Origin of the sequence: Paenibacillus sp. FSL L8-0708 (assembly GCF_038009325.1) — a bacterium.
GTDB classification, from domain to species: domain Bacteria; phylum Bacillota; class Bacilli; order Paenibacillales; family Paenibacillaceae; genus Paenibacillus_AQ; species Paenibacillus_AQ odorifer.
Window position 1 is genome coordinate 6652750 of record NZ_JBBPBC010000001.1, and the last position, 24476, is coordinate 6677225.

Annotated in this window: 25 protein-coding genes and 1 rRNA gene; 3 read left to right on the forward strand and 23 right to left on the reverse strand. The window is 46.0% G+C overall.

What is annotated here, in order from left to right:
* Window positions 1-96 precede the first annotated feature (96 nt).
* Window positions 97-1654 (reverse strand): 16S ribosomal RNA (locus NYE58_RS31175).
* Between the two features lie 425 nt (window positions 1655-2079).
* Window positions 2080-2958 (reverse strand): nucleotidyltransferase-like protein, encoded by an 879-nt coding sequence (locus NYE58_RS31180; protein ID WP_076128632.1) that lies wholly within the window; start codon window positions 2956-2958, stop codon window positions 2080-2082.
* 127 nt (window positions 2959-3085) lie between these two features.
* Here NYE58_RS31180 and NYE58_RS31185 point away from each other — a divergent pair, with 127 nt between their 5' ends.
* Complete coding sequence (locus NYE58_RS31185) at window positions 3086-3451, forward strand: DUF2614 family zinc ribbon-containing protein (protein ID WP_036680151.1); 366 nt, start codon at window positions 3086-3088, stop codon at window positions 3449-3451.
* A gap of 117 nt (window positions 3452-3568) precedes the next feature.
* On the opposite strand, the gene NYE58_RS31190 is transcribed toward NYE58_RS31185, so the two are convergent.
* From NYE58_RS31190 to NYE58_RS31280, 19 genes are all read right to left on the reverse strand, one after another.
* Window positions 3569-5290: a glycosyl hydrolase family 18 protein gene (locus NYE58_RS31190; protein ID WP_341003847.1), complete on the reverse strand. Its 1722-nt coding sequence runs from the start codon at window positions 5288-5290 to the stop codon at window positions 3569-3571.
* Window positions 5291-5500: 210 nt separating this feature from the next.
* Entirely contained in the window at window positions 5501-5932 is a 432-nt protein-coding gene (perR, locus tag NYE58_RS31195) for a peroxide-responsive transcriptional repressor PerR (RefSeq protein ID WP_036680160.1), read from the reverse strand.
* Window positions 5933-6058: 126 nt separating this feature from the next.
* On the reverse strand, window positions 6059-7960 hold the full coding sequence (locus NYE58_RS31200) for a DUF4097 family beta strand repeat-containing protein (protein WP_256721880.1): 1902 nt from the start codon (window positions 7958-7960) through the stop codon (window positions 6059-6061).
* Window positions 7961-8005: 45 nt separating this feature from the next.
* Complete coding sequence (locus tag NYE58_RS31205) at window positions 8006-8476, reverse strand: GNAT family N-acetyltransferase (RefSeq protein WP_076146333.1); 471 nt, start codon at window positions 8474-8476, stop codon at window positions 8006-8008.
* 122 nt (window positions 8477-8598) lie between these two features.
* Window positions 8599-10044: an Asp-tRNA(Asn)/Glu-tRNA(Gln) amidotransferase subunit GatB gene (gene gatB / locus NYE58_RS31210; protein ID WP_036680163.1), complete on the reverse strand. Its 1446-nt coding sequence runs from the start codon at window positions 10042-10044 to the stop codon at window positions 8599-8601.
* A gap of 11 nt (window positions 10045-10055) precedes the next feature.
* Window positions 10056-11513 (reverse strand): Asp-tRNA(Asn)/Glu-tRNA(Gln) amidotransferase subunit GatA, encoded by a 1458-nt coding sequence (gene gatA / locus NYE58_RS31215; RefSeq protein WP_076128638.1) that lies wholly within the window; start codon window positions 11511-11513, stop codon window positions 10056-10058.
* 27 nt (window positions 11514-11540) lie between these two features.
* The gene (gatC, locus tag NYE58_RS31220) at window positions 11541-11828 is read right to left on the reverse strand and encodes an Asp-tRNA(Asn)/Glu-tRNA(Gln) amidotransferase subunit GatC (protein ID WP_036680166.1); all 288 of its coding nucleotides are present in this window, start codon (window positions 11826-11828) and stop codon (window positions 11541-11543) included.
* Window positions 11829-12077: 249 nt separating this feature from the next.
* Window positions 12078-12461 carry a hypothetical protein gene (locus NYE58_RS31225; protein ID WP_036680170.1) on the reverse strand — a complete coding sequence of 128 codons (384 nt, stop codon included), beginning with the start codon at window positions 12459-12461 and terminating at the stop codon, window positions 12078-12080.
* Window positions 12462-12608: 147 nt separating this feature from the next.
* The gene (locus NYE58_RS31230) at window positions 12609-13379 is read right to left on the reverse strand and encodes an ABC transporter permease subunit (RefSeq protein ID WP_076128640.1); all 771 of its coding nucleotides are present in this window, start codon (window positions 13377-13379) and stop codon (window positions 12609-12611) included.
* The gene (locus NYE58_RS31235; protein WP_076128642.1) at window positions 13376-14290 is read right to left on the reverse strand and encodes an ABC transporter ATP-binding protein; all 915 of its coding nucleotides are present in this window, start codon (window positions 14288-14290) and stop codon (window positions 13376-13378) included. Before NYE58_RS31235 ends, NYE58_RS31230 begins: the two co-directional genes overlap by 4 nt.
* Complete coding sequence (locus NYE58_RS31240; RefSeq protein WP_036680175.1) at window positions 14290-14481, reverse strand: PLDc N-terminal domain-containing protein; 192 nt, start codon at window positions 14479-14481, stop codon at window positions 14290-14292. The genes NYE58_RS31235 and NYE58_RS31240 overlap by 1 nt, the downstream gene beginning before the upstream one ends.
* Before the next feature lie 52 nt (window positions 14482-14533).
* Window positions 14534-14749: a hypothetical protein gene (locus NYE58_RS31245; RefSeq protein WP_076128644.1), complete on the reverse strand. Its 216-nt coding sequence runs from the start codon at window positions 14747-14749 to the stop codon at window positions 14534-14536.
* On the reverse strand, window positions 14746-15075 hold the full coding sequence (locus NYE58_RS31250) for a YxlC family protein (RefSeq protein WP_076128645.1): 330 nt from the start codon (window positions 15073-15075) through the stop codon (window positions 14746-14748). Before NYE58_RS31250 ends, NYE58_RS31245 begins: the two co-directional genes overlap by 4 nt.
* A complete protein-coding gene (sigY, locus tag NYE58_RS31255; RefSeq protein WP_076219278.1) occupies window positions 15062-15607 on the reverse strand; it encodes an RNA polymerase sigma factor SigY in 546 nt (181 codons plus the stop codon). The genes NYE58_RS31250 and sigY overlap by 14 nt, the downstream gene beginning before the upstream one ends.
* A gap of 75 nt (window positions 15608-15682) precedes the next feature.
* Entirely contained in the window at window positions 15683-15967 is a 285-nt protein-coding gene (locus NYE58_RS31260; RefSeq protein ID WP_076128649.1) for a hypothetical protein, read from the reverse strand.
* A gap of 186 nt (window positions 15968-16153) precedes the next feature.
* Window positions 16154-16783 (reverse strand): MBL fold metallo-hydrolase, encoded by a 630-nt coding sequence (locus NYE58_RS31265; RefSeq protein WP_076208640.1) that lies wholly within the window; start codon window positions 16781-16783, stop codon window positions 16154-16156.
* A gap of 4 nt (window positions 16784-16787) precedes the next feature.
* Entirely contained in the window at window positions 16788-17354 is a 567-nt protein-coding gene (locus NYE58_RS31270) for a thioredoxin family protein (protein WP_076128653.1), read from the reverse strand.
* Window positions 17351-17965: a DedA family protein gene (locus NYE58_RS31275; protein WP_036680184.1), complete on the reverse strand. Its 615-nt coding sequence runs from the start codon at window positions 17963-17965 to the stop codon at window positions 17351-17353. The genes NYE58_RS31270 and NYE58_RS31275 overlap by 4 nt, the downstream gene beginning before the upstream one ends.
* Before the next feature lie 350 nt (window positions 17966-18315).
* Window positions 18316-19074 (reverse strand): glucose 1-dehydrogenase, encoded by a 759-nt coding sequence (locus NYE58_RS31280; RefSeq protein WP_076219277.1) that lies wholly within the window; start codon window positions 19072-19074, stop codon window positions 18316-18318.
* A 216-nt stretch (window positions 19075-19290) separates the two neighbouring features.
* Here NYE58_RS31280 and NYE58_RS31285 point away from each other — a divergent pair, with 216 nt between their 5' ends.
* Both NYE58_RS31285 and NYE58_RS31290 read left to right on the forward strand, forming a co-directional pair.
* Window positions 19291-19629 carry an autorepressor SdpR family transcription factor gene (locus NYE58_RS31285; protein WP_076179758.1) on the forward strand — a complete coding sequence of 113 codons (339 nt, stop codon included), beginning with the start codon at window positions 19291-19293 and terminating at the stop codon, window positions 19627-19629.
* Window positions 19629-20285 carry an SdpI family protein gene (locus NYE58_RS31290; RefSeq protein ID WP_052097330.1) on the forward strand — a complete coding sequence of 219 codons (657 nt, stop codon included), beginning with the start codon at window positions 19629-19631 and terminating at the stop codon, window positions 20283-20285. The genes NYE58_RS31285 and NYE58_RS31290 overlap by 1 nt, the downstream gene beginning before the upstream one ends.
* On the opposite strand, the gene NYE58_RS31295 is transcribed toward NYE58_RS31290, so the two are convergent.
* A complete protein-coding gene (locus NYE58_RS31295) occupies window positions 20274-22853 on the reverse strand; it encodes an O-antigen ligase family protein (protein WP_341003849.1) in 2580 nt (859 codons plus the stop codon). The two genes, NYE58_RS31290 and NYE58_RS31295, sit on opposite strands and share 12 nt — an antisense overlap.
* A 408-nt stretch (window positions 22854-23261) precedes the next feature.
* Window positions 23262-24452: a class I SAM-dependent methyltransferase gene (locus NYE58_RS31300; RefSeq protein WP_076303094.1), complete on the reverse strand. Its 1191-nt coding sequence runs from the start codon at window positions 24450-24452 to the stop codon at window positions 23262-23264.
* Between the last annotated feature and the right edge of the window lie 24 nt (window positions 24453-24476).

Sequence of the window (24476 nt, forward strand, 5' to 3'; positions counted from 1 at the left end):
AAACTGAGCAACGAGTGAGTAACAGGCCTAAACCTGAGTTTTGGAAGCTGAGCTTCCGATTTGAATGTTCTCATTGCAGAGAACGATTCTCCATAGAAAGGAGGTGATCCAGCCGCACCTTCCGATACGGCTACCTTGTTACGACTTCACCCCAATCATCTACCCCACCTTCGGCGGCTGGCTCCCTTGCGGGTTACCCCACCGACTTCGGGTGTTGTAAACTCTCGTGGTGTGACGGGCGGTGTGTACAAGACCCGGGAACGTATTCACCGCGGCATGCTGATCCGCGATTACTAGCAATTCCGACTTCATGCAGGCGAGTTGCAGCCTGCAATCCGAACTGAGACCGGCTTTGATGGGATTGGCTCCACCTCGCGGCTTCGCTTCCCGTTGTACCGGCCATTGTAGTACGTGTGTAGCCCAGGTCATAAGGGGCATGATGATTTGACGTCATCCCCACCTTCCTCCGGTTTGTCACCGGCAGTCACTCTAGAGTGCCCAACATTACTTGCTGGCAACTAAAGTTAAGGGTTGCGCTCGTTGCGGGACTTAACCCAACATCTCACGACACGAGCTGACGACAACCATGCACCACCTGTCTCCTCTGTCCCGAAGGCCGCCACTATCTCTAGTGGATTCAGAGGGATGTCAAGACCTGGTAAGGTTCTTCGCGTTGCTTCGAATTAAACCACATACTCCACTGCTTGTGCGGGTCCCCGTCAATTCCTTTGAGTTTCAGTCTTGCGACCGTACTCCCCAGGCGGAGTGCTTACTGTGTTAACTTCGGCACCAAGGGTATCGAAACCCCTAACACCTAGCACTCATCGTTTACGGCGTGGACTACCAGGGTATCTAATCCTGTTTGCTCCCCACGCTTTCGCGCCTCAGCGTCAGTTACAGCCCAGAAAGTCGCCTTCGCCACTGGTGTTCCTCCACATATCTACGCATTTCACCGCTACACGTGGAATTCCACTTTCCTCTTCTGTACTCAAGCCACCCAGTTTCCAGTGCGACCTCAGGTTGAGCCCAAGGTTTAAACACCAGACTTAAATAGCCGCCTGCGCGCGCTTTACGCCCAATAATTCCGGACAACGCTTGCCCCCTACGTATTACCGCGGCTGCTGGCACGTAGTTAGCCGGGGCTTTCTTCTCAGGTACCGTCACTCCGGTAGCAGTTACTCTACCGGACGTTCTTCCCTGGCAACAGAGCTTTACGATCCGAAAACCTTCATCACTCACGCGGCGTTGCTCCGTCAGGCTTTCGCCCATTGCGGAAGATTCCCTACTGCTGCCTCCCGTAGGAGTCTGGGCCGTGTCTCAGTCCCAGTGTGGCCGTTCACCCTCTCAGGTCGGCTACGCATCGTCGCCTTGGTGGGCCGTTACCCCACCAACTAGCTAATGCGCCGCAGGCCCATCCCTCAGTGACAGATTGCTCCGTCTTTCATTCTTCTCTCAGGAGAAAAAAGAAATTATCCGGTATTAGCTACCGTTTCCGGTAGTTATCCCAGTCTGAAGGGCAGGTTGCCTACGTGTTACTCACCCGTCCGCCGCTAAGTCATTTTGAAAGCAAGCTTTCAAAATGACTCCGCTCGACTTGCATGTATTAGGCACGCCGCCAGCGTTCGTCCTGAGCCAGGATCAAACTCTCCAATTAGTATTGAAAAGAGCGATATGCTCATTTTGAAACATCTGACGAGAAAATTAATTCTCTAATTTTGGATTTCACTTACGTGATTTCCTACTCACTCGTTGTTCAGTTTTCAAAGATCAAGCTGTTTATTTCGTCGATGTGTTGTTCAGCAGCGACCTTTATAATATATCACAGCGTCCTCGTTTTAGTCAACCTTTTTTTTAATTTCTTTTTTTGGTTGTCTTTCGAATGTTTTCGAAAGCACATCTCTGTGTCAGAGGGACGAGTTATAATTTAACACATGAACAAGGAAAGAGTCAACCATTAATTTTTCCGAATAAATATGAGCGTTTCATATTAGTAAACAAACAAAAAGAGAGTGCTCAGCCTCTCCCTATCCTTGCTCATCTCTCTATAATTAATCATCTTCTGCTGTATCTAATTCATCTCTATAATGTATAGCGGATCGCATGCCCTTCTCCCTCGTGAACATCAGCCCAAGATGTAATCTCTCGGATTAGCGAACGAGAAACCAGCTTTCGTAAAACAAGGGGTAGTTCAGACTCTAATTGACTCAGACCTGAATGCTGCAGTAATTCTTTAATGCTCCATGCTTCCTTACGGCTATTCAAAATATTAAAGAGCAATAGACAACAGTCCGTCATTTTGGACATAATCCCAAATTCACATGCAAGAAGCACAAGCTCCACACGTTGCTCTAAGGTCTCAGTACTGACCGTTAACTCCTCATAAAGTTTATGAACGGAGGTATTCATACTTTTAACCTGCTCCCAAATAGCCGGCTCGGGGAAAGCACCCACTTCACTCACTTCTATTCTTGCCCAATGATATAAAGCTATCAATACACAGTTGTAAGCATCCATAATAAAGCCAGCCTCTATATAGCGCTTGGATTTCACATACATATGCAAAAAGCGAGCAAACTCCATAAATGCGACCCGTTCCTTAATCGGTCCTTCAAATTGTAATATCTCGCGGCGCATTTCCTCGAGTATTCCCTTGGGGTCCCAGATCACTTCCCCCCTCATCAAACTGATAAGAAGTTCGTTATTATCCCCTGCCATAACAGCCTGCTCCAAAGCAAAAAGGCCGATATGGACTGACTGGGTCCGTTGGTCACCGGCAATGGTATGGCGAACAATATGCTCTCTATCCTGTTCTTCATGCAATACTAACACTACCATATCAAAATCTTGAAGAAGTGCGCTTTGAAACGGAATATCCCCATTCTGCCGCAAAACGACCGCTCCTAAAACATTCTCATCAAACGTTTCTCCACTCAACAAAGTTACATTGGACAATTCCATGCTTCCCTCCATTAAATTTGGCGATTTTGCGTCCAGTCAGTTATAATTCAGTTATAATTATTATTCTACATATGAAAGACAGTTCCTTCTGGACAACCCAACTATATTTAGTTAGGAGCAAACACTCATGAAGTTTAAAACGGCTAAGATCAACGCTTTTCGCACATGGGGATTACTGCTCACAATGCTCGGAATGGGACTTATGGTTTTGGGTACAGCGGGCATCGTGTTTTGGGGCTCAACTGGAAAAGTATTCGCTGGAATCGGTCTTGTAATCGGTTTAATCTCAATGATGGCAAGTCTTGCAATCTATTTCTGGGCTGGGATGCTGTCAACTAGCGCAGTCCAACTGGAATGCCCTGAATGTCACAAGCTGACCAAAATGCTGGGCAAAACAGACCGCTGTATGTTCTGCCATACCATCCTTACTATGGATCCAGCTGAGGCCAATATTACTGCGGAACAACTTAAGAGTCAGCAGCTTAATCAATAAAACACATCTTACAGAAGCTTATTACTAGCGATTTATAATGCAATCAAACATTTGCTTAATACAACAAAGGGGCCCCTATATTGGGAGCCCCTTTGTTTATTATGAATGAAATAATAATTACTTATGAATCCCTTGTAATGCCTCCCACGCAGACGGATTACTAAAGCTGCGATTCCATGAACCGATGCCACCAAGCCCTAAAGACTTAGCAAGCTCAACTCTAGCTTTTAAAGAAACTTTGTCTTCGATCCATATTTTTTTAAGAGCGCCATCCTCCTTATACTCAACGTAATTCTGCCCTGCTGCCTTATCAAAGGTTGGGGTCAGCTTCTTCTCTTTAATAATTTTTTCAACGGCATTCATACTAACCGATTTAGAGCTTACTTTGGTCTTGCCATCCACCTGGGTCTCAGTCCAGATTCTAGTATACAGTGGAATCCCTAGAATCAGCTTCTCAGGCGGCACATCGTCTTCCTCTATGATCCGGCTTAACGAGCTTTCTACCCACGGCAGAGACGCAACAGAGCCCGCTACAGGACTAGCAGCCCAATGCTCGTCATAAGCCATAACAATAAGATAATCAACTACTGAATTAAGAGCTCTACGATCAAGGAATGCTGACCACATCTCACTGTTAGATTTAGGGGTTACGTCTATGGAGACGATTAAGTTTTTGGCTTGAGCCATAGGTTTTAGCTCTCGCATAAATTGTGTAACATTCTCCCCGTCTTTCGTATATACATTCTCAAAGTCAATATTAATTCCATCCAGCTTGTATAAATCTGAATACTCGAGGATCTGTACGATCGCGTTCATCCGCTTCTCATAACTCGACAATGCCTCAGTGGTTATGTCTGGTTCAAAGCTATTGCTGAGCAGCCCCCATACTTCCAAACCGCGCTCATGGGCCCACTGCACATACGCACTATCAGCCTGACTGCGCACATTCCCGTCACCATCTATGATACTGAACCAAGTCGGGCTAGCCACGTTAACGCCCGGAAGCTCACCGAATGTACTTGGGTCAGGTTTGCGTTGATAAACAGCTTCCCAATACAAATTCACTGACTTCCCTTTCCAGCTTCGTTCTGCCCGTGAGGGAGTGGTGCTTTTGGGTTCCACTGTCTTTTGACCGTCTGAGATAATATCACTGGCCTTGGCATAACCCGCATAACCGCTGCTTAACTGCACATACAGCCAGTCCTCATTTTCCTTATTCCAAATACTCACGATGGCACCTGGGGACATATCGGCCACGATGGGTGCGTGAATCGACGCTTCGCTGCGAAGAGCGACTGTCTTATCACCTGCTTCACCTTTCACTTTCCCCAGCGGTACAGTCTCCCCTGCTGTCATTAACAGCACAGCCCCGGTAGTCGTATCCTCTTGAATCTCAAACCCATACAGGTCTTCTAAAACATCCGCAGGAAGATAAGTTATCTTTTCCTTAACTTCAGGTGCCAGCCGCAGCTGCAGCGGACGATTGTTCAGACTAGCATCGGTTTTATCCTCTTGCATATATAGAAGTTCACTTTCCGTTGATAGGATGACCGATTTAGTCTTTTCTTCATAACGAATAGATGAGTCCACATGTTCCTGCAGTAATGGTAGAGGTAAAAGCATGCTATCACCGGTCCCTGAGGCGGAATATCCTGTTAGCTCTCCTTTTACGAAGATAGGATGTTCTAGGCCTTTCCAGTCTGGATCGATGTGCTGGCGATTTGGCAATACAAAAAACACAACCCAATAAGCTGCTGCCGCAATGAGCAAAAGTCCAAAAAAGCGTCGGAAAAGACCTCCGCGCTTTTTGACGCGTTTCTGTCTATATCTTCTGTCCAAAATATATCCTCCAAATATTAGATGATTTTAAGTTAAGTCTAACAATACGATTATAACATCCACTTGGTTCCGGATAACCAGTATAAGTTAGTCATTTTCACTATATTTTGTTATTTTGAAAAAAATAAAAACGTGAGTCCTCCGCTTTCGGATTTCACACGTTTATTGTGTAGCTTGGCTATACGCCCTTAAGTACAGTAGTATTCTGTCTTATTGTTGCTTCTCTCTGCAACATTTGCAAACTCCATGCAATTCCATACGCAAACCCGTAATTTTGAAGCCCGTTTCCTGCTCTGCATGTATCTCTACATCATGAAGCGAAGGATAACTAAAATCTTCAATCTTACCGCATAGCTGACAGATGACATGATAATGATCAGATACATTGGCATCAAAACGACTGGAACTATCCCCGTAGGTCAACTCGCGAACCATGCCGGCTTCCATAAACATCTTGAGATTATTATATACAGTTGCTACGCTCATGCTCGGAAATTTCGGCTCTAGCGCCCGGTATATATCGTCAGCTGTAGGATGATTCATTGCTTCCATCAAATACGTAAGAATCGCATGACGCTGGGGCGTTATACGGACACCTGTTGTCTTTAATTGTTCCAGTGCATGTTGTACTCCACTCCCCATTACTGTCACCGCCTTTTGAATTTAAAAATAAAAGAAATACTTCTTAAGATTGTAAGACCGATTTTTCAATATTGTCAACGAAGTCTATACATTATATTTATTATTATATAAGAAAAATTACTTTTTTCAATATTTCCTAACATTTAGATTGCTATTTCCTTCAACATGAAGCTTGAACTCGCCGGTTCCCACTTCACCTGATACTTTTTTCTTATCAATTGTAAGTTCAGGCAAATCTGAAGTAATATCACCATATCCACTGGAACCATTCACTGTATAGTTGCTTAACATCGGTAAATACAATTGAATGTCACCAACTGCGCTATAAATGTCCCAATCTCCAGCGACATCAGAAGAGCGAACATCAATGGTACCATTTAGAGATTCGGCATGTAGCTTGGATTTGGCTCCATCCACCTCTAAATTACCGTTTTTGGTAGTAATATCGATATCATTGCTATTTCCGATCGCACTAATATTGCCGACAGCCGTCGATAATTTCAAAGCACCGGTAACATCCCAAGCATTCATATTGCCTCCGCTCGTTGTTAAATCAACGCTGCCTTGAACAGATCTGGCACGGACAGCTCCATTCAGTGTTTTTCCCTTAACATTACCAAAGATACGATGAAGGATCAGCTCTCCATTCCCCGTTTCCAGAGAAATGTCTTCAATGGCTTCTACATTCTGCAACGTGATCCCGCCATTCATAGTGCGAACATCGAGGTTAAAGCGGCGATCCTCCGGCAAGTAAATGTCTAAATCCATGCGTGGCTGGCGTTTACCGGATTCTCCATAGGCCTTGCTATTCGAGGTGATTTTTATGTTGGGCCCTTCAACAACGTCCACAAAGGACTGTTCTGATATAGCTTCAGCCATCGGCCCATCCAACTGATCTACCCAAACTGTCGTTGTAATTTGAATATCATCCACTGGAGCACGGTGTAATAAAATATCACCATTAATACTATCAATAGATATTTTGGCTGTATTTAATTCCACCGGAACAATTAGCGGGGCTTTCTGATATTTGCTGCCTTTAGCCTCACCATAGTCCACTGCTGCTGCCGTCAGGTTTAGACTGACATTTTTCCATAGATATAAATAATGTTCTTGCTCTGCAACAATAAATACACTCGCAGCTAGCAATATAGCAGATAAAAGCCCACGTAAATCCAATCTGATTCTGGTTCCCTTGGCTGAACGGTTAGAGAAGATAAACATCAGCAGGAACTCAATCCCCCATAACACCGGGATGACTGGCCACCACTTCAAGAGCAGAAGCATATAGTCAGTTCCCTCTCTCCAATCCAAAAACAAAGGAACAGAAATAGCTATCAGTAATACAGAAGCCGTATATCTTCCCACGCGCCGCTTGCGAGGTTCATTGTCTTTACGCTGCACAACTGCTCTGGCAATTTCTCTAGCTCCTATAAATAAGCCACCGCATACTAAAATGACAGACACGGCCATTTCGGCATAATGTTCAATAAAGAACTGGAGCCATGTTGGTTTCTGCCGGAACAGAATAAGCAGGGCGCCCCCTAAGAGCAATAAGAGTCCAAAGGATATCCCAGGCTCGCTGACGATACTACGACGTTTAGGAGCCTCGTTTGCTTTGGTCACAGAAATAGCAAGATCATGATCCTCTGGGAAGCGAAGAAGCCTGTCCGCTGATTGCAATACGTCATACACGTTATAAAAATAGATCACTGGAATAATGAGCGCAAGTAAAATAAGCAGTGGAACATTGATCTGCATCCCGATGGATGAGAAATACAATAAAGCTGAGATATCCAAAAGAATTAGAAAGATGAAGGTGATCCCTTTTCGGAGAAGCCCAAAATACAAATGCCCCGTCCCAGGGATGAGTGCTGCCAGCAGTCCAGCAATAAATTTACGTTTGCGGTGGCGCCGCTTCGGACGCGGAGGAATAATCCTCTTCTGTATCTCATTTTCCTTAGTCTCTATATCAACAGAACCTTGCAGTTCTTCCTGCTCTGGGAGCATTGCAGAGTCATGTTTCATTTTGGACTCCTCCTTTCGTAAATAGTTGTCTATGAATATCTTTTTTCAAAGAGAACCACTCCGATGAAATTCAATCAATTCAACTCCTGGAGCGACTTCCTCCACACCGGTAGGCAGAAAACCATGTTTACTGTACAACGAAACGGCAGGTGTATTCTTTTTGCCTGTCGACACAATGAATTGCTCCATCCCTGCAAAATGCTCAAATACATATTCCAAAAGATGGCTAGCGATACCTCTACGAAAAAAGTCCGGCCCCACCATCATTCGTGTAATCGTCAATTTTCCAGGAGATTCTTCCTCTACAGCAACAGCACCCATTAGTTCCTCATCTTTATCGAAGCAGCCATAAAAACCCTCTTTAGAGCTGCTGAGCATTTCTCTCGTCTCCATCAGAGGTGGTATTTCACGAAAGCCTATAAGTTCAGCTTCCAGTCTATAGGCCTTATGCTGAAGACTCCATAATTCATTAACGGTGCTTTCATCCTGCAGATTTAGCTTGTTAATTGTATTCATCCTAACCAGTCCCCTTATATGCCGCTAAGGGCCTGCCGTTGCCGACAAGCCCTTAGCTTATTACATAAGTATATTACCCCAATTATAAACGCCGCTGGCGTCCTTTTACAGACGACAAGCGTTTAGCTGCTCAATACCTCGATGAGAAGTTTATTAGCAAGACCCGGATTCGCCTTACCTTTACTTTCTTTCATGACTTGTCCGACCAGGAAGCCGATTGCTTTCTGTTTACCCGCTTTATAATCTTCCACTGATTGCGGATTGGCGGCTACGACTGCTTCCACTATCCCTTTAATGGCACCTTCATCGCTGATCTGCACTAGACCTTTTTCCTCAACGATAACAGCTGGCAGTTTACCGCTCTCTAGCATTTCTTTAAATACTGTTTTAGCGATTTTGCTGCTGATGGTTCCGGCTGCAATCAGCCCGATCATCTCGCCTAACCCTTGTGGTGTAATTTGTACCTGCGACAACTCCAGATTATTACCATTCAAATAGGCAAGCAAGTCACCCATAATCCAGTTAGCTACAGCCTTGGCATCCTGCGTATAGGCAAGACACCCTTCGAAAAAGTCCGCTAACAATTTAGAGGATGTAATGACGCCTGCATCATAAGCTGTCAGGCCCAGTTCCTCGCTATAACGTGCTTTCCGAGCATCCGGAAGTTCTGGAATCGTTGAACGAATGGATTCTTTCCAAGCATCATCAATATGCAGAACGATCAAGTCCGGGTCCGGGAAGTAACGATAATCATGCGCTTCTTCTTTCCCGCGCATCGATAATGTTTTCCCTTGTGCTTCATCCCAGCGGCGAGTCTCCTGCACAACAACTCCACCATCATCCAGGATCTCAGCCTGACGATATTGTTCATACTCCAGTCCACGCAATACACCGCGGAAGGAGTTCATGTTCTTAAGCTCTGCTCTAATGCCGAATTCCTCTTGTCCTTCTGGGCGTAGACTGATGTTCGCGTCACAGCGCATCGATCCTTCTTCCATCTTGACATCGGATACGTCACAATACTGCATAATCGCACGGATTTTCTCCAGATAAGCACGAGCTTCCTCAGGGGAGCGCAGATCAGGTTCGGATACGATTTCGATAAGCGGTGTTCCCACCCGGTTAAAATCGACTAGCGAGGCAAAACCGCCATCTACGTGCGTAAGCTTACCTGCATCCTCTTCCAAATGAAGACGAGTAATGCCGATCCGTTTGGTCTCTCCGTTAACTTCAATGTCGATCCAACCGTTCAGGCCGATAGGCTGATCAAATTGTGAAATCTGATAAGCTTTTGGTGAATCCGGGTAAAAATAGTTCTTGCGGTCGAATTTGCTAACATCACCAATGGTGCAATTCAGCGCCATCGCTGCTTTCATAGCGTATTCTACCGCTTGTTTGTTGAGCACTGGCAATACGCCGGGGTGACCCAAGCAGACAGGACAGGTATGAGTGTTAGGTGGGGCTCCAAATTCAGTGGAGCATCCGCAAAAGATTTTGGAGTTGGTATGAAGCTCTACGTGAACTTCCAAGCCGATGACCGTTTCGTATTTAGACATAAGTAATCCCATTCCCTCCTTTACTACAGCTGTGGACGCTGCTTGTGATGATCTGTATTTTGTTCAAAAGCATGAGCGACACGCAAAATCGTGCTCTCGTCAAATTCCTTACCGATAATTTGCAGACCTACAGGCATGCCTTCCGCAAAACCACAAGGAACACTCACGGCCGGAATACCCGCCAAGCTTACAGGAATCGTGAGAATATCGTTCAGATACATGGTCAGCGGATCTTCAGTCTGTGAACCCAATTTGAATGCTGTCGTTGGTGCTGTTGGGCCGATGACCACATCATATTTTTTAAAGATGTCATCAAAGTCCTGTTTAATCAAAGTACGCACCTTTTGTGCTTTTAAATAGTAAGCATCGTAATACCCGGAGCTGAGTGCATAAGTACCCAACATAATACGACGTTTAACCTCAGGGCCAAAGCCGCGGCTGCGGGAATTAAGATATAGATCAAGCAATCCTCCGCCTTCATCTACACGTGCGCCATAACGCACACCGTCAAAACGCGCGAGGTTAGATGAAGCTTCCGAAGAGGACAGCAAATAATAAGCTGCTACTGCGTATTCCGTATGTGGTAATGAAACTTCCTCCCAGACAGCACCCATTCCTTCCAGCACTTTAAGTGCAGACAAAACTGTCTCACGCACAGAAGCATCGACACCTGCTCCCAGGTATTCCTTAGGAACAGCAATGCGAAGTCCGGAAACATCACCAGTAAGTGAACTCAAATAATCAGGAATTTCTACTTTAGCCGAAGTAGAGTCTTGGGCATCATAACCAGCAATTGCTTGAAGCACATAGGCAGAATCCTCTACATTACGTGTTAATGGTCCAATCTGATCTAGTGAGGAGGCAAAGGCTACCAGCCCGTAACGTGATACAAGACCGTAAGTAGGTTTGAGACCTACAACACCACAATAGGAAGCTGGCTGGCGGATGGAACCCCCAGTATCCGAACCTAGTGAGAAGAACACTTCGCCCGCAGCTACTGCTGCTGCAGATCCGCCACTGGAACCGCCGGGCACACGCTCTAAATCCCAAGGATTGCGTACAGGACCAAAGCTTGAGTTCTCATTAGATCCGCCCATTGCGAATTCATCCATATTTAATTTACCGATCGTTACGGCATCTGCTTGCTGCAGTTTAGAAGCTACAGTAGCGTTATAAATCGGCTGGAAGTCGCTCAAAAATTGGCTGGCACAAGTTGTGCGCAGGCCTTTAGTTACAATATTATCCTTGATTCCAGCAGGAAGACCAAACAGCAACCCACGTGCTGCTCCGGATGCCAGTTTGTCGTCCAAAGCGCGTGCAGTGCTACGAGCGCCCTCCTCATTCAAGGTCAAAAATGCATTTACGTTCTTATCCCGCTCAGCGATAATCGCCAGCGATTCTTCAGTCAGTTCACTGACCGATACCTCTTTAGCAGTTAACATGCGGTGTACTTCAGGCAATCGATTTTGAAACAGGCTCAAGATTCTTCCCCCTTTCTAATTATGTAGTTATTCCAAAACAGCTGGAACCTTGAAATGTCCGTCTTCATCATCTGGAGCGTTAAGAAGTGCTTCCTCTTGCGTAAGGCTATCCTTCACAACATCCTCCCGCATTACATTGCTGACTTGCAGCACATGCGTGGTCGGCTTTACATTCTCCGTATCTAGCTCATTTAATTTCTCGGCATATTGTAAAATAGCATTCATTTGTTCTGTAAAGGTTGCCTCTTCTTCCGGGCTCAGCTGCAGACGAGCCAGCTTGGCCACATGCTGCACATCTTTAACGGTAATGCTCATAAGAAAAATCCCTCCTGTTTAAAGGGCTAAAGCGCCCGGATAACGTTTTTAATTATATTGTAGAAGCTTGGACAATTCAATGATGGGCTGTAAAACAAACGCTCCTTTATCAAAGTGAAGGGGATTCCTACACATTTTAAAGGAGCGTATCGTTAGTATATTCATAGAGAAGGGTTTTGACAGTCAGTGATTTCACAGCATTTAGCAGCGGTATGACAAAACAAAAAAGCCGGCTTGCGCCGGCCTTCCTTAAATCCAAGCTCGAAGATTCACTTGTTTGATGAAATCCGCTTGGGACATGCTTTCGCTTGACGTTGATTCCGTCTCTTCTATATCCATATCTTCACCGTTCATCAAATGATGGAACAGCTTCTCATTGTACGTGGACAAAGCATAATCAATCAACGCTTCATGCGTTGCTCTCTCAGCCTCAGCTACTAATAAATGTTCTTCCGCCTCAATGTCCTCAGCCGGAACATAAAAGTTCCTATTAGCCTCTGGTACACGAATAACATAGTCAAACGCATTATCGGGATTGCGGTCGTAAGCAATTAGGTAGCCGTATTCCCCGATAGGAAGACTCTGCTCGAAAGCGTCCGCAACAATGACAATCTTCTCTCCTAAACGCAGCATCGCCCTACCTCCTAACCCCAAAATCTTTCAAGATTTTGCTTGTTTCAACAGTCTACTAAAAAAAGATAGAACTGTCTAGTTGAAGGCTGGCCGATCCTACAAATTCTATGAAAATATACTATATTTAATAAAAATATAACTTATGGTTCAAGCGGGTAAGTTATTCTTCCTTGTCAAAAGTGCAGCACCCACTAAACAAATCAAGATCAAAATAGCTGCTGAAAGATAGGGTCCAACCCTGAAGCCTTCTCCAGCCATAAGAATTCCAGCCGATAACCCGGAAAGACCCGCAGGTGCCCATTCAAACCATGAAGGTAATAAGCTTTGGCCTAATGATAATCCTGCCATTAGCGCCAATGCTAAAAAGGCGGCAACTGGAGATTTTAAAAATCCACTAAACAACAACGTAGCTGAGACAGCACATAACAGCCACAATCCATATACTCCAGAAGCTGCGATGACATCTCCCCAAGATAGTGAACCAATCAACTGCTCCGTGTAGTAAGCCGCCCCCGCTGCACCTAATCCTAGAGCAACGATCAACAGGGTCAGCTGCGCTGCCCATTTAGCGAACACTATTGCGGCTGGAGAAACCGGCCTTACCAGAATTAATTCCATAGTTCCGCTATAGCGCTCACCGGCTAAAACATTCATCGCGCCAAGCGCCAATACTAACATTCCGATCGTTCCGTACTGTCCCAGAGATTGCGCCATCACAGCTGCGGCACTCGGTATTTCATACCCCTCTAGCAGACCTGGGGGAACATCACCTGAAGCTTTTAATATTTCCGGCAAATAATAAGTAGTTAACGGCTGCATAATACCTAATAGGATAAAAACGACAGGTATCCAGATTAACTTATAACTGCGAGCCATTTCGAGCATTTCTTTGCGATAAAGGACCCAGGCGCTTCTCATACTCCCACCACCTTCATAAATAAATCCTCTAACGTGGAAGAACCCGCTTCAAATTGCAGTAATGGAATTTCGAGCTGCGCCGCTTCTTGCAGAATCGTCCATCGGGCCATGTCTACATCGTTCACATTAAAAATTGCCTGATCTCCGAACAACTGAGTCTCTAGTACAAACGGTTTGGCAGCAAGAGACTCCAGCCACTGAATAGCTTTTTCTTGCTTCTCTGTACGTAAACGAATAACAGGAAGGCTGTATTGTGTACGCAGCTGTGATAAAGACCCCTTCTCAGCAATCAAGCCCTGATTCATTAAAATAATATCATCGCAAATTTCTTCTGCATCATGCAGCACATGTGTAGAAAAAACTACAGTTGTCTCTTCACGTATCTCCCGCAGCAGTCCCATTACTTCTCTGCGGCCAATCGGATCAAGTGCAGATACAGGCTCATCAAGCAACAGCAGACGAGGCCGGTGCACAAGCGCCTGAGCCAGACCCAGCCGCTGCTTCATCCCACCGGAGTATCCACCAATCCGGCGACGAGCATCACCTTTAAGCCCTACACGCTCAAGCGATTCCAATGCCCTGCTGGTTGCGTCTTTAGTTCCCATTCCACTAAGCTTTGCAGCGAAAACAACATATTCATGTCCAGTCATCCACCCATAAAAAGCTGGGGACTGTGGCACATATCCTAATCCTCTGCGATATTCGGCTCCAGGACGGCTCCCCTCAAATGAAATCATTCCAGAGGTGGGTTCTAGCAGCCCTGCCAGCATACGAAGTGTGGTCGTTTTCCCAGCACCGTTAGGCCCCAGTAAAGCGACGCACCGTTCTTTCTCAATTTCAAAGCTTATATCATTTACGGAAATATGCGCCCCATAGCTTTTGCGCAAATTCTTAACTTGAAGGAGTGACATCAGACATCTTTCCTTCCTATTGTGAAATAAGCTACGCTGCCTAATATATTTCCGCAAATAATGATAATAATCCACATCCATTTTGGACCACGAACGTTATCCGCTTTGGCCAGAGATATCAGACCAATAATAGCAAGCAAAGCCTGCAGAATAATTAACGGCATGATTAAACCCCATTTTACCTCTTCCATGAAGTACCACTCCTTGTAATAGGATGAAAGGAACGAGCTTCTTACTAAAGCTTCACAACTGCTTATTCCGTCTACGTCGCTCAGGAAGAATAACAACAAGTAAGTAGACTAATGCGGGTGACGGAACTGTAGTAATCGCCCACAATCCCCAGAACCAAGCTTTTTTCCCGCGCCGTCTTGCATCCCGGAACAGTAAGGTCCCCTGCAGCATTAACGCTACTGCTATGCCAAACCACAACCAAAGAGGCACATCCTGCAGCTCATTCATTCTTGTACACCTTCTCTATTTCTTCTGATCCTGGCGATCCCTAAGCCACCCAGTCCTACAATAGGAATGATCGCCTGAATAATCCAATAGATCATGGGTGCAGAAGTGAGAATGGATAAAAATGCGCAGATCAGGATCAATGAGACCCCCCAGAATAACAGTAGTTCTTTGCGTTCCCTTCTCTTTCTCTGCACAGCTGCATCAGCCATTAACCACTCCAGTTCCTGTAACGAAGGTGGGGTGAGGTCATCATATTGCGCATCCAAACGTTCAAGCTCTTCAGTAAGCTTGTGCAAATACAGTTCTGGCTCCTTATCCTTCTCCATCCTCATTCAGCTCCTTTCGCAATTGGTTAAGACCAAGGGACACACGCGATTTGACCGTGCCAGAAGGAATTTGCATGATCACACCGATTTCTTCATAGCTATAGCCATAATAATGCTTCAGCAGCACAGCTACCCTCTGAGCAGAGGGTAGCTTGGAAATGGAATCAAGTACTTCACTCCATTCTTCCCCCCTGCTCTCAAACCGCCAACGAATCGAACGGGTGCCCTGCGCCTGCTGTTCCCGTTTCTTCCATTCTGCCTCACGTTTCCAGCGCCGCTTTCGATCGATAAATATTCTGGTGGCTATCGTAATTAACCAAGAGGAGAACGAAGAAGAACCGTTATAGGTATTGATTTTTTCCATACATCTGACCATCGTGTCCTGTACAAGATCCTCTGCCAGCAACGGATCCATAGTCACTTTGAGTAGATATTTGAACAGAAAAGTATAATGTTCTCGCAGCAGTGAAGACAGTGCTGAAGTATCTCCCTGCTGTGCCCGTCTGATTTTATCCAGCGCCTGATCGCTCATCTGCCCCTCCATTCAGGATTTCGTTCTTATTTGTAATACGATTATGTATAGTGATTCGTTCAATGCGCTTTAATTTTATTTTTTGAGCTCCCAGAGCTTACGCCGCCATGGCTGAAGCAATCCTGCTTCAGCAGGGAAATGCCAAAATAGAGGCGTTCTTCTAGGCTCGCCTCCTGAATTCACTGGTATTCTCCCATCCTTATTCTCAGATTGTATGTCCCTGCGTTCGATGGAAGTACAAAAACCGCCCTTTCCAGAACATTCTGAAAAACATCGGCATTTACTGCTGCAAAAACTAGTCCATTTCTCCTTGGAGTCATACCATCCGTAATCCAACGGGTAATATATATTCTTCTCCAATCTATTTCCCCCCATGCTTTTAAACCTATATGTAGACAAAAAAAAGAACGCAAACCGGGATTAATTCCGCAGTCTGCGTGCTTCGCGAGGTTAATGTTACATTTAATTAACAATATTGTAGTCCTTTTGTATCCCTTTGTCTATCAAAAATTCCTCGATTCTTGTCAGTTCTACTAGAATGATTGTTTATTGAGGGATATAAGGGTTACGAACTTTTTCAAAACCGATGGTTGTTCGGGAGCCATGACCTGGATAAACCTTCACTTCATCATCCATTTTGTACAGCTTGCCACGAATAGAATCGAACAAATCACGTTCCCTGCCACCAGGCAAATCGGTGCGCCCAACTCCCATTTTAAACAGCACATCTCCAGAGAATAAATCATTCCCGCATAGGAAGCTGACACTGCCCGGAGAGTGCCCAGGTGTATGGTACACGCGGAAGGTATGTCCGATGAATTGCAGAACTTGTCCTTCTGCCAGATCATACTCTGCAGGATCTGTAGTCAAAGGAGGTGAAACATCAGGCCACATCAATGAACCATTCAGCTTAGGGCTGCTGAGCCATTCACTCTCTAGTGGATGTAAATAAACAGGGCATTTCTTAGCTTTACGAATTTCGTCTACGCCGCCCATATGGTCAAAGTGCGCATGGGTCAGCAAAATAGCCTCGATCTCCATCCCTTCAATACTCCGCACTAATGCCGCAGGATTCATACCGGGATCAATAATGATACCCTTCGTTGGATCCGCACCTGTCAGCAAGTAGGCATTGGTCTGAAGCGGACCTAAATTAAACGAACGTATATTTAGCATTGGTCTAGAATCCGGAAATCAGACTTCGCAGCTCTTTTGCGATAACTGCCTGTGATTCCGTTCCTTCCCCATAAGCTTGCCCCATAGCCTTACGTACTTCTGCGATTTTGCTGTCGTAATCAGCGGCCTCGCGATCAGGATTCTCACGTTTGAACTCTCTCATTAGGCTCTGCACATGCTCTGGACGAGGACCCCAATGTCCAAGCACATATCCGCCGGTATCTGCAAAGATCACAATCGGAACAGATCTTCCGCCCATGGTCAAGAATTCATCCATAAGCTCCTGGTTCTCCTCCAAAATGAATACCTCTGTCTTCATTCCGGCAGTCTCCAAAATACGGAATACCGCAGGGACATTACGAACTACATCTCCACACCAATCAGCGGCAAGGATAAGTACCCGCAAATCATCACGATGGTTCAGGCTTTCAAAAAATTCCTTGTCACTCTCATCTTCCCAAGAAAACTTCTCATACCAGGATTCAAAAGCTTGCTGGTTCTTCGTCATGCTTTCTACAAATTGGCGCGGTGTAAGACCTTTTCCAAATTTATGAGCTACATTCGGTTTCATTTTGCAGTCCCCCTCTTCTTGGATTTAAACCACTTATACACAAAATAAATGATGATTAGTGCTAACGCTACGAGAATAATTTCGTTGGTATACTTAGCTGCTACCTCGTCAATATCTTCCCACTTATTCCCCAATGTCATACCGAGATATACGAACAAAGCACTCCATGGAATAACAGCAAGTGTAGTCAATAAAGTGAACTTACCTAAAGGCATACGAGAAATCCCCGCTGGAACGGAAATGGCATGGCGAACAACGGGAATAAAGCGTGCCGTAAAGATTACGCCTGTCCCATATTTATTGAACCACTCTTCCGAATGATCAATATGCTTTTTTTGGATAAGAATATATTTCCCGTATTTCTCCAGTACAGGCCTGCCCCCATAACGGCCAATCCAATATACAAAGATCTGGGCAATCACTCCGCCTATCGTACCAAACAATACTGCGCCAAAAAAATTAATATCTCCACTCCATACCAAGAAACCACCGAAAGCCAATACAATTTCACTAGGAATAACTTCAATCATCAGTCCGATCATAATCCCAAAATAACCAAGACTCTGAATCCATTCAAATAATGTCGAGATCAGATCAGAAATAAAATGCAAACGTGCTCCTCCTCCCTTTTCCGCAGAATATGGCTACATGTATCAAGCTAATCGCCTTTGGCATCTTTATAAGACACTAAGCGTTTAAGCGAGTGAAATATAAGAACATAAAAGCATAGATACTAATCTTATACTTTCTTATATTTTTAAAAGCTTTGCCGCTCTGCTATATTTTCCAGTTTCTCTTAGCCTATTCTAGCACAAGCAACCTTATCACTTCTACTTACGCGGCAAGCAGCTTCCATCTTCCAATCCATACTTAAAAAGAGTTTGAGTAATAGGCATAAACAAAAAAGATGAACAAATTCCACCAATAAAGGGAAAATGAACACCTTTTTATCTGCGCTCAATCAATAAGCCATCCAGCCGGCATCCGCCGTTATCACCGATCCATTCAAAAAGCTTGCAGCATCTGAAGCTAAAAATAAAGCTACTGAAGCAATCTCACTGCTCTCCCCTGTCCGTGGCATCGACGCCATACCTTCGCCCGCTTTTTGACTCCCAAAAGGACTTGGATCAGACAGATCAATATTTGTCTTTACCCCGCCCGGTGCTATGGCATTACAGCGAATTCCAAGCTTAGTGTATTGAAATCCTATATTTTTGGTCATCCCGATTACAGCATGCTTAGAGGAAGTATAAGCCACTCCCGCACGTGAGCCCGCTAAGCCGCCAATAGAGGCTACATTGATGATACATCCGCTTTCCTGCGCCATAAAAATCGGCAAAACCTTACGAATGGCTCTCATCGGACCGGTTACGTTGACCGCAAGCACCTGTTCCCACAAGTCATCAGTGATCTCGTGAGCTGGCGTCATTTTATCCATAATTCCGGCATTATTAACAAGGATATGAAGGCCTCCGAACTGTGTGGTTGCGGCATCAATCATTCGCTGTGTGTCCTCTTCCTTCGAGACATCAGCCTTTACGGGGTAGACGACTCCGTGTCCCTCACCCTTTTCCGCCTTTTTGGCTACCGCTTCTACATTCGCCAGATGGATGTCCGCAGCAATCACTTTAGCACCCTGTCGGGCAAAAAGCAGAGCAATCGCTTCTCCAATCCCCGATCCTGCACCCGTAACAACTGCGACTTTATTGGTTAGTATCATATATCCGCTCCTCTGCATCGTATGTTCGGTGCATCAAGGAATGCATGCCCTTCGTTAGTATGAGCAGGAGGAGGCTTTGAACGGTCCTTAATTTTAAAGATTCAGTGACACTTTTACACACGCTATTGCTAAGTGAATACTGCATTGACAGCTATCAAAGCAAAGAGCTATTATATATTTAGATAATTATTTAAATATCGAAAGGCAGGGTGGAATATGAATGAATCCTTTAAAGCACTAGCTGACCCTACCCGTCGCCAAATCATTCGGTTACTAAGGGAGAAAGATCGAACCGCAGGTGAAATCGCAGATTTTTTCAACATGTCTAAGCCAAGCATTTCTCACCATCTGAATGCGCTGAAGCATGCCGATCTTGTACAGGATGAGCGAAAAGGACAATTTATTATGTACTCGCTAAACACAACAGTCCTCGAAGAGGTTCTCGGTTGGTTATTGGAGCTCACTGGGACAGGTAAGCAAACGGAGACGGAGAGTAAATCACTGGACGGAAAGCAGCAACATCAGGATATCGATTCCAAAAAGGAGGCGGATTAATGATGAAAGATTTCAAATGGAGATGGCAGGATACCCTCATCGTAATATTAGGTTTAGCTACATTAGCCTACGCTCTGATCAATTACAGCAAGCTTCCGCAGGAGTTACCGGCACAATTTGGAATTACGGGTAAGGTCAACAGATACTGGGACAAAAATATAGCTATTTTTGTGTTCGGAATCTTAGGCATTGTGCTCCCGCTGATCATGCAGTTCACACGCAGCATCGACCCTAAGCGGGACAATTACAAAAAATTCGAAAATGCCTATGCCATGAGCAGACTTGCTATTGGGATGCTTTTTAATCTAATGCTGGTGCTGTCGATTGCTTACGGTCTAGGTAAAGATATAAATGTTGGGAAGATCGCCATAGGCGCTGTTGGAATAATGTTTATTGCTCTTGGCAACTACATGCCACAGGTAAAAGATAATTACTTGTTTGGGGTTCGTACAGCCTGGACGCTCGCCAACCCCGAGGTATGGCGAAAAACACATCGTCTATCCGGGATAATGTGGATGATCGGTGGCCTACTTATTTTTGCAGGAGCCTTTTTGAGCGGAGCCTTGTCTCAGCTTCTTATTATTACGGCACTCGTACTTGCAATTATCGTGCCCATTCTCTACTCCTGGATGATTTCACGTCCGCTAAAATCGTAAAGCCAACATACTAAGCCGTCGACTCAAGTCGTCGGCTTGTTCTGTCATTTGGAACTCACGATCATTATGTTGCCCTCCTTTATTAGCCTCCTCTTCTGCCAACCTTCTATATTCCAGAAGAAGTTCATTCCCAGAGGCGACGCAGACTAGGCCTTCCTTTCGATTTCCTTCTGCAAGCTTTTTTTGCCCCATAAGAAGCATCCCTTCAATCGCCTTCACCCACTTGGCATTGTTGTACTTATCCAGCCTAAAGCTCTGGTCTATCCAATATAACGCTGCCCCCGGATGGTCACTGCTCATCCATCGTTCAGCCAGCTCCCAGCTTAAGCTGGCATTCTCGGGAGAATACAACAAACTCTGCCGAAGCAGACTCACGCTCTGTTCACCCGAGAGCAGCCTAGATAATGCTATAACCGTTCGAGGTGACCGGGGATTCCAACCCAGCGATTGCTGTAGCAACTCTACCTTCACCGAAGGATCCACCGACATAATCGCTTGTCGATAGAACTTCTCTCCTTGAGCGGCGTGAAAAGATAGCACCCCCAGCAGAAGCGAAAAACAACATACCGTAGTTCCGATTAGTTGGCGAAGGCGGATTTGGGGCGATTTCTTGGGTGTGGGGTAAGCGATTAGCGGATTCGTAGGTGTAGTGACATTGGTGAGCGGGTTCGTAGATGTGGAGTGAGCGATTAGCGGATTCGCTGGTGTAGTGACATTGGTGAGCGGGTTCGTAGATGTGGATTGAGCGATTAGCGGATTCGCTGGTGTAGAGACATTGGTGAGCGGGTTCGTAGATGTGGAGTGAGCAATTAGCGGATTCGCTAGTGTAGAGACATTGGTGAACGGGTTCGTAGATGTGGAGTGAGCGATTAGCGGATTCGCTGGTATAGTGACATTGGTGAGCGGGTTCGTAGATGTGGATTGAATTGGCAGCTTGGTCTCAGACTGAGGGTGGGTTGGCGCAGATTGATGTTTCTGCTTATCCTCAGCCAGAGCAAGCGCTGGCAGCCAGAATAGCAGCAGCCAAAATAATCCGTAGCTCCAGTCAAAATCGACGACGCTGTGTAAGACGATGACCAGAAACGGCGGCAGCAACCGCGGCGATTTAGTAGCCAGCAGCCAGCCTGTTGCCAACAGCATAAGGAGTATGGCTGCAAGACCAACGAATCCTAAGTTCAACAGGATGTCAAGGTATCCATTATGCACCTGGCTGCCTACATAAGGGCGAGATTGGGCGGCAAGGTAGGCATGCCGCCAAGTCTCACCCCCACGTCCCAGCCAAGGTGCCTCTGCCGCCAGCCGCCAGGCGTCGCGGTAGAACAGCCCGCGCGCGGATACCGTCGATGACGGTCCGGTGATCCGCTCGCGCACGTGCAGGAGGACGGCGATCCCGGCCGCCGTCCAACCCGCCGCCGCCAATGCCAGCATGGCGGCTCGGGCAGTGCCCGCCGCGCTGCGCTGGCGGCGGCACAGCCACAGGCCGGTTAGCAGCGCGCCGGCCCAAAGCCCGGCCAGCAACAGCAGGCCGGGCACTGGCTCTACCGCCAACCCGGCACGGGCCAGTTGGCGGTAGAGTAGCGCCGCGGCGGCCACGGGCGCGGCGCCAGCAGCAAGAAGCGGCGCGATTAGCTGCCGCTTCCAGAGCAAGACGGCGGCGCAGGCGCAAGCCGCCGTCAGCCATGCTCCGCGCGACTCGCTGAGGAGCAGCGCGGTGGTGTACGGGAACAGCGGCAGCAAGCGCAGCAGCGCGGCGGTCGTGCTTCCCGCTTTTCCCTGCTCCGCTTCCACGCCTCCTGCCCCTTTGCTCCTCCGTTCTGCTTCTGCGCACTCCATCCCCAGCCCAACACTTCTTGCTCCCAACATATTCACGCTCTTTTTTGGCTCCCCGTAATAAACAGCAACAATAAATAGCCGTTCCAGCAGAAAAACAGCCATCACAGCACCAAAAGCATTCGGATATTCCATCAATCCTGCTAACCTAACCCCTGTGGCGCTCACTTCCGATGAATTGCTGTAGGCGACAGCGAAAGGCAACTTTACCACTCCACAAACAGCCAACAAAGCGCTCATGCTCAAAAACATACCCGCCATAGACCAAGTTACATTTACAATCCGCCGCCCCACCCGGTTCACCGCACAAAAACAAACCAATAATGCAAAGCTAGCATACAAGCCCCACCGCAGCATTTCATTCATAGTTCCCTGGGAGGAAAGCAGCCCGCGCAACCAATGAATCACATAAAGCGATAGAATAATTAAAGGGACGCTTAATAATATTCTTAAGGCTTTATTTTCTCCACTAACTTCACTAACTCCTGTAATACCTCTTACTGCACCTGCACCTGCACCTACTCCTCCCCCACTTTTTCTCCATGCGCCAACCCCAACTAGATAATAAAGCGAGCATGCACAACACAGCACAAACCATAAGGTTAGAAAGGGATACATCTCCTCAGTAAAAAACAATCCCCGCAACAAACAAGCACCCACCCCAGCTGCTATCACTAAGGCTCCACAAATATATGCGATTGATGATTCCAGACTCCGGTCTTTTTTAAAACGCCACATATAGATACCCCTATATTCGTTAATTTATCAATATCCTTTCCACATTTCCCCTTTACAAGACTAGAACGCAAAAAGACGATACCTCTCCACAAAGGAGCCGCACCGTCCTAACCATTAGATCACACTTGCTGCACTATCCGAATTCTCATCAAAAAAGCTATATAGTTGTAAAAAGTGCAGCTATTCCCGTGCTTTCGCTGCTGACTTCCACTTTAATTGTACTTTGTGCAACTGTTTTTCGAGAATCCCGCCATATGCGGAGTATTGTTCGTTTTTAAGTGTACAAAGTGCAACTAAATCACTAAAACGCAGCTTCAGAGCATATTTAATTGCACAAAGTACAACTAAATCAACTCACCATTAGATCGCATGAGCTGCACCGTCCTACGCTTTCTACCTTAATATCCTCTACCCTTCTACCGAACTCTCAGTAGGAAGCAGATCGGCGCATACGCGTTCGAGGTAGGGTTTTGCTCCCAGAAAATCGCGGAATGCGGTGTATTCACGCCATTTGACGGAGTTGTCTCCGGCGGAGCTCTTAACGGCACGAATCAAAATGTTCTTCGGTGTATTCTCCAGATCGATGAATTCCAGCAGCTGGCTACTATAACCCATCATGTCGAGCAATTTGGCGCGAATGGCGTCTGTAGCCAAGGCGGAAAAACGCTCTTTCAATATGCCATGCGAGAGCATAGGGCTCATTACTTCATTTTCGATTTGTGCGAATAATTCATGCTGGCAGCAAGGCACGGACAAAATAACAGACGCTCCCCAACGTACTGCTTTTTCAAGGGCAGCATCGGTAGCTGTGTCGCAAGCATGGAGTGTGATCACCATGTCCACTTGCTCCAGCTCATTATACTCGGCAATGTCACCCACGAAGAACTTCAAGTGATCATAACCGATTTTGGCAGCAAGTTCGTTACAATGCTCAATCACATCTGCTTTTAAATCTAACCCAATGATATTAAGCTCCCGCTTCTTGCGAACGGTCAGATAGTGATACAGCGCAAAGGTCAAATATGATTTTCCACAGCCAAAATCCACAATCGTCAACGGTCGGCCTGTTGGCAGATCGGCAAGCACGTCCTCTACCATCTCCAGAAAACGATTGATCTGCCGAAACTTATCATATCTTTTGGCCAGCACTTTACCTTCTTTATTCATGATTCCAAGCTCCACCAGAAATGGCACAGGCTCTCCATCCTCCAGCACATAACGTTTGCGACGGTTGTGAGCTAGATCCGGCTCTTCCTTTTTACTTGGAGACTTGGTTAGGATTGATACTTTGAATTTCTTACTAATAAGCACCTGATAATCGGCTTCTACTGTACACAACAAACCTTGCCGATACGTTTCTCTAAATAAAAGAGATATTTCTTCCGCCGCTAACTCTGCGGGTACGTTGCGATGTTCTACCTTTGTACCAATATAGGACGCAAACTGATAATGCAGCTTCCCCTTTAGTTCAACAGGTTTAACCTGCACTTTGGTACAATTTTCGCCTTTATAACGTACTTGACTTAGGGTAGCCGTAATCAAAGTACGGTCATTAATTAGTTGTTCAATTAGAGCTGTTAAAGATTCCACAACGCACATCTCACTTTCGGGATTAAAAATGGA

Excerpts from the sequence above, each read along its gene's own strand:
- NYE58_RS31180 (WP_076128632.1), bottom strand. The coding sequence starts at position 2,958 with ATGGAATTGTCCAATGTAACTTTGTTGAGTGGAGAAACGTTTGATGAG.
- NYE58_RS31185 (WP_036680151.1), top strand. The coding sequence starts at position 3,086 with ATGAAGTTTAAAACGGCTAAGATCAACGCTTTTCGCACATGGGGATTA.
- perR (WP_036680160.1), bottom strand. The coding sequence starts at position 5,932 with ATGGGGAGTGGAGTACAACATGCACTGGAACAATTAAAGACAACAGGT.
- NYE58_RS31200 (WP_256721880.1), bottom strand. The coding sequence starts at position 7,960 with ATGAAACATGACTCTGCAATGCTCCCAGAGCAGGAAGAACTGCAAGGT.
- NYE58_RS31205 (WP_076146333.1), bottom strand. The coding sequence starts at position 8,476 with ATGAATACAATTAACAAGCTAAATCTGCAGGATGAAAGCACCGTTAAT.
- gatB (WP_036680163.1), bottom strand. The coding sequence starts at position 10,044 with ATGGGATTACTTATGTCTAAATACGAAACGGTCATCGGCTTGGAAGTT.
- gatC (WP_036680166.1), bottom strand. The coding sequence starts at position 11,828 with ATGAGCATTACCGTTAAAGATGTGCAGCATGTGGCCAAGCTGGCTCGT.
- NYE58_RS31225 (WP_036680170.1), bottom strand. The coding sequence starts at position 12,461 with ATGCTGCGTTTAGGAGAGAAGATTGTCATTGTTGCGGACGCTTTCGAG.
- NYE58_RS31230 (WP_076128640.1), bottom strand. The coding sequence starts at position 13,379 with ATGAGAAGCGCCTGGGTCCTTTATCGCAAAGAAATGCTCGAAATGGCT.
- NYE58_RS31235 (WP_076128642.1), bottom strand. The coding sequence starts at position 14,290 with ATGTCACTCCTTCAAGTTAAGAATTTGCGCAAAAGCTATGGGGCGCAT.
- NYE58_RS31240 (WP_036680175.1), bottom strand. The coding sequence starts at position 14,481 with ATGGAAGAGGTAAAATGGGGTTTAATCATGCCGTTAATTATTCTGCAG.
- NYE58_RS31245 (WP_076128644.1), bottom strand. The coding sequence starts at position 14,749 with ATGAATGAGCTGCAGGATGTGCCTCTTTGGTTGTGGTTTGGCATAGCA.
- NYE58_RS31250 (WP_076128645.1), bottom strand. The coding sequence starts at position 15,075 with ATGGAGAAGGATAAGGAGCCAGAACTGTATTTGCACAAGCTTACTGAA.
- sigY (WP_076219278.1), bottom strand. The coding sequence starts at position 15,607 with ATGAGCGATCAGGCGCTGGATAAAATCAGACGGGCACAGCAGGGAGAT.
- NYE58_RS31265 (WP_076208640.1), bottom strand. The coding sequence starts at position 16,783 with ATGCTAAATATACGTTCGTTTAATTTAGGTCCGCTTCAGACCAATGCC.
- NYE58_RS31270 (WP_076128653.1), bottom strand. The coding sequence starts at position 17,354 with ATGAAACCGAATGTAGCTCATAAATTTGGAAAAGGTCTTACACCGCGC.
- NYE58_RS31280 (WP_076219277.1), bottom strand. The coding sequence starts at position 19,074 with ATGATACTAACCAATAAAGTCGCAGTTGTTACGGGTGCAGGATCGGGG.
- NYE58_RS31285 (WP_076179758.1), top strand. The coding sequence starts at position 19,291 with ATGAATGAATCCTTTAAAGCACTAGCTGACCCTACCCGTCGCCAAATC.
- NYE58_RS31290 (WP_052097330.1), top strand. The coding sequence starts at position 19,629 with ATGATGAAAGATTTCAAATGGAGATGGCAGGATACCCTCATCGTAATA.
- NYE58_RS31295 (WP_341003849.1), bottom strand. The coding sequence starts at position 22,853 with ATGTGGCGTTTTAAAAAAGACCGGAGTCTGGAATCATCAATCGCATAT.
- NYE58_RS31300 (WP_076303094.1), bottom strand. The coding sequence starts at position 24,452 with ATGTGCGTTGTGGAATCTTTAACAGCTCTAATTGAACAACTAATTAAT.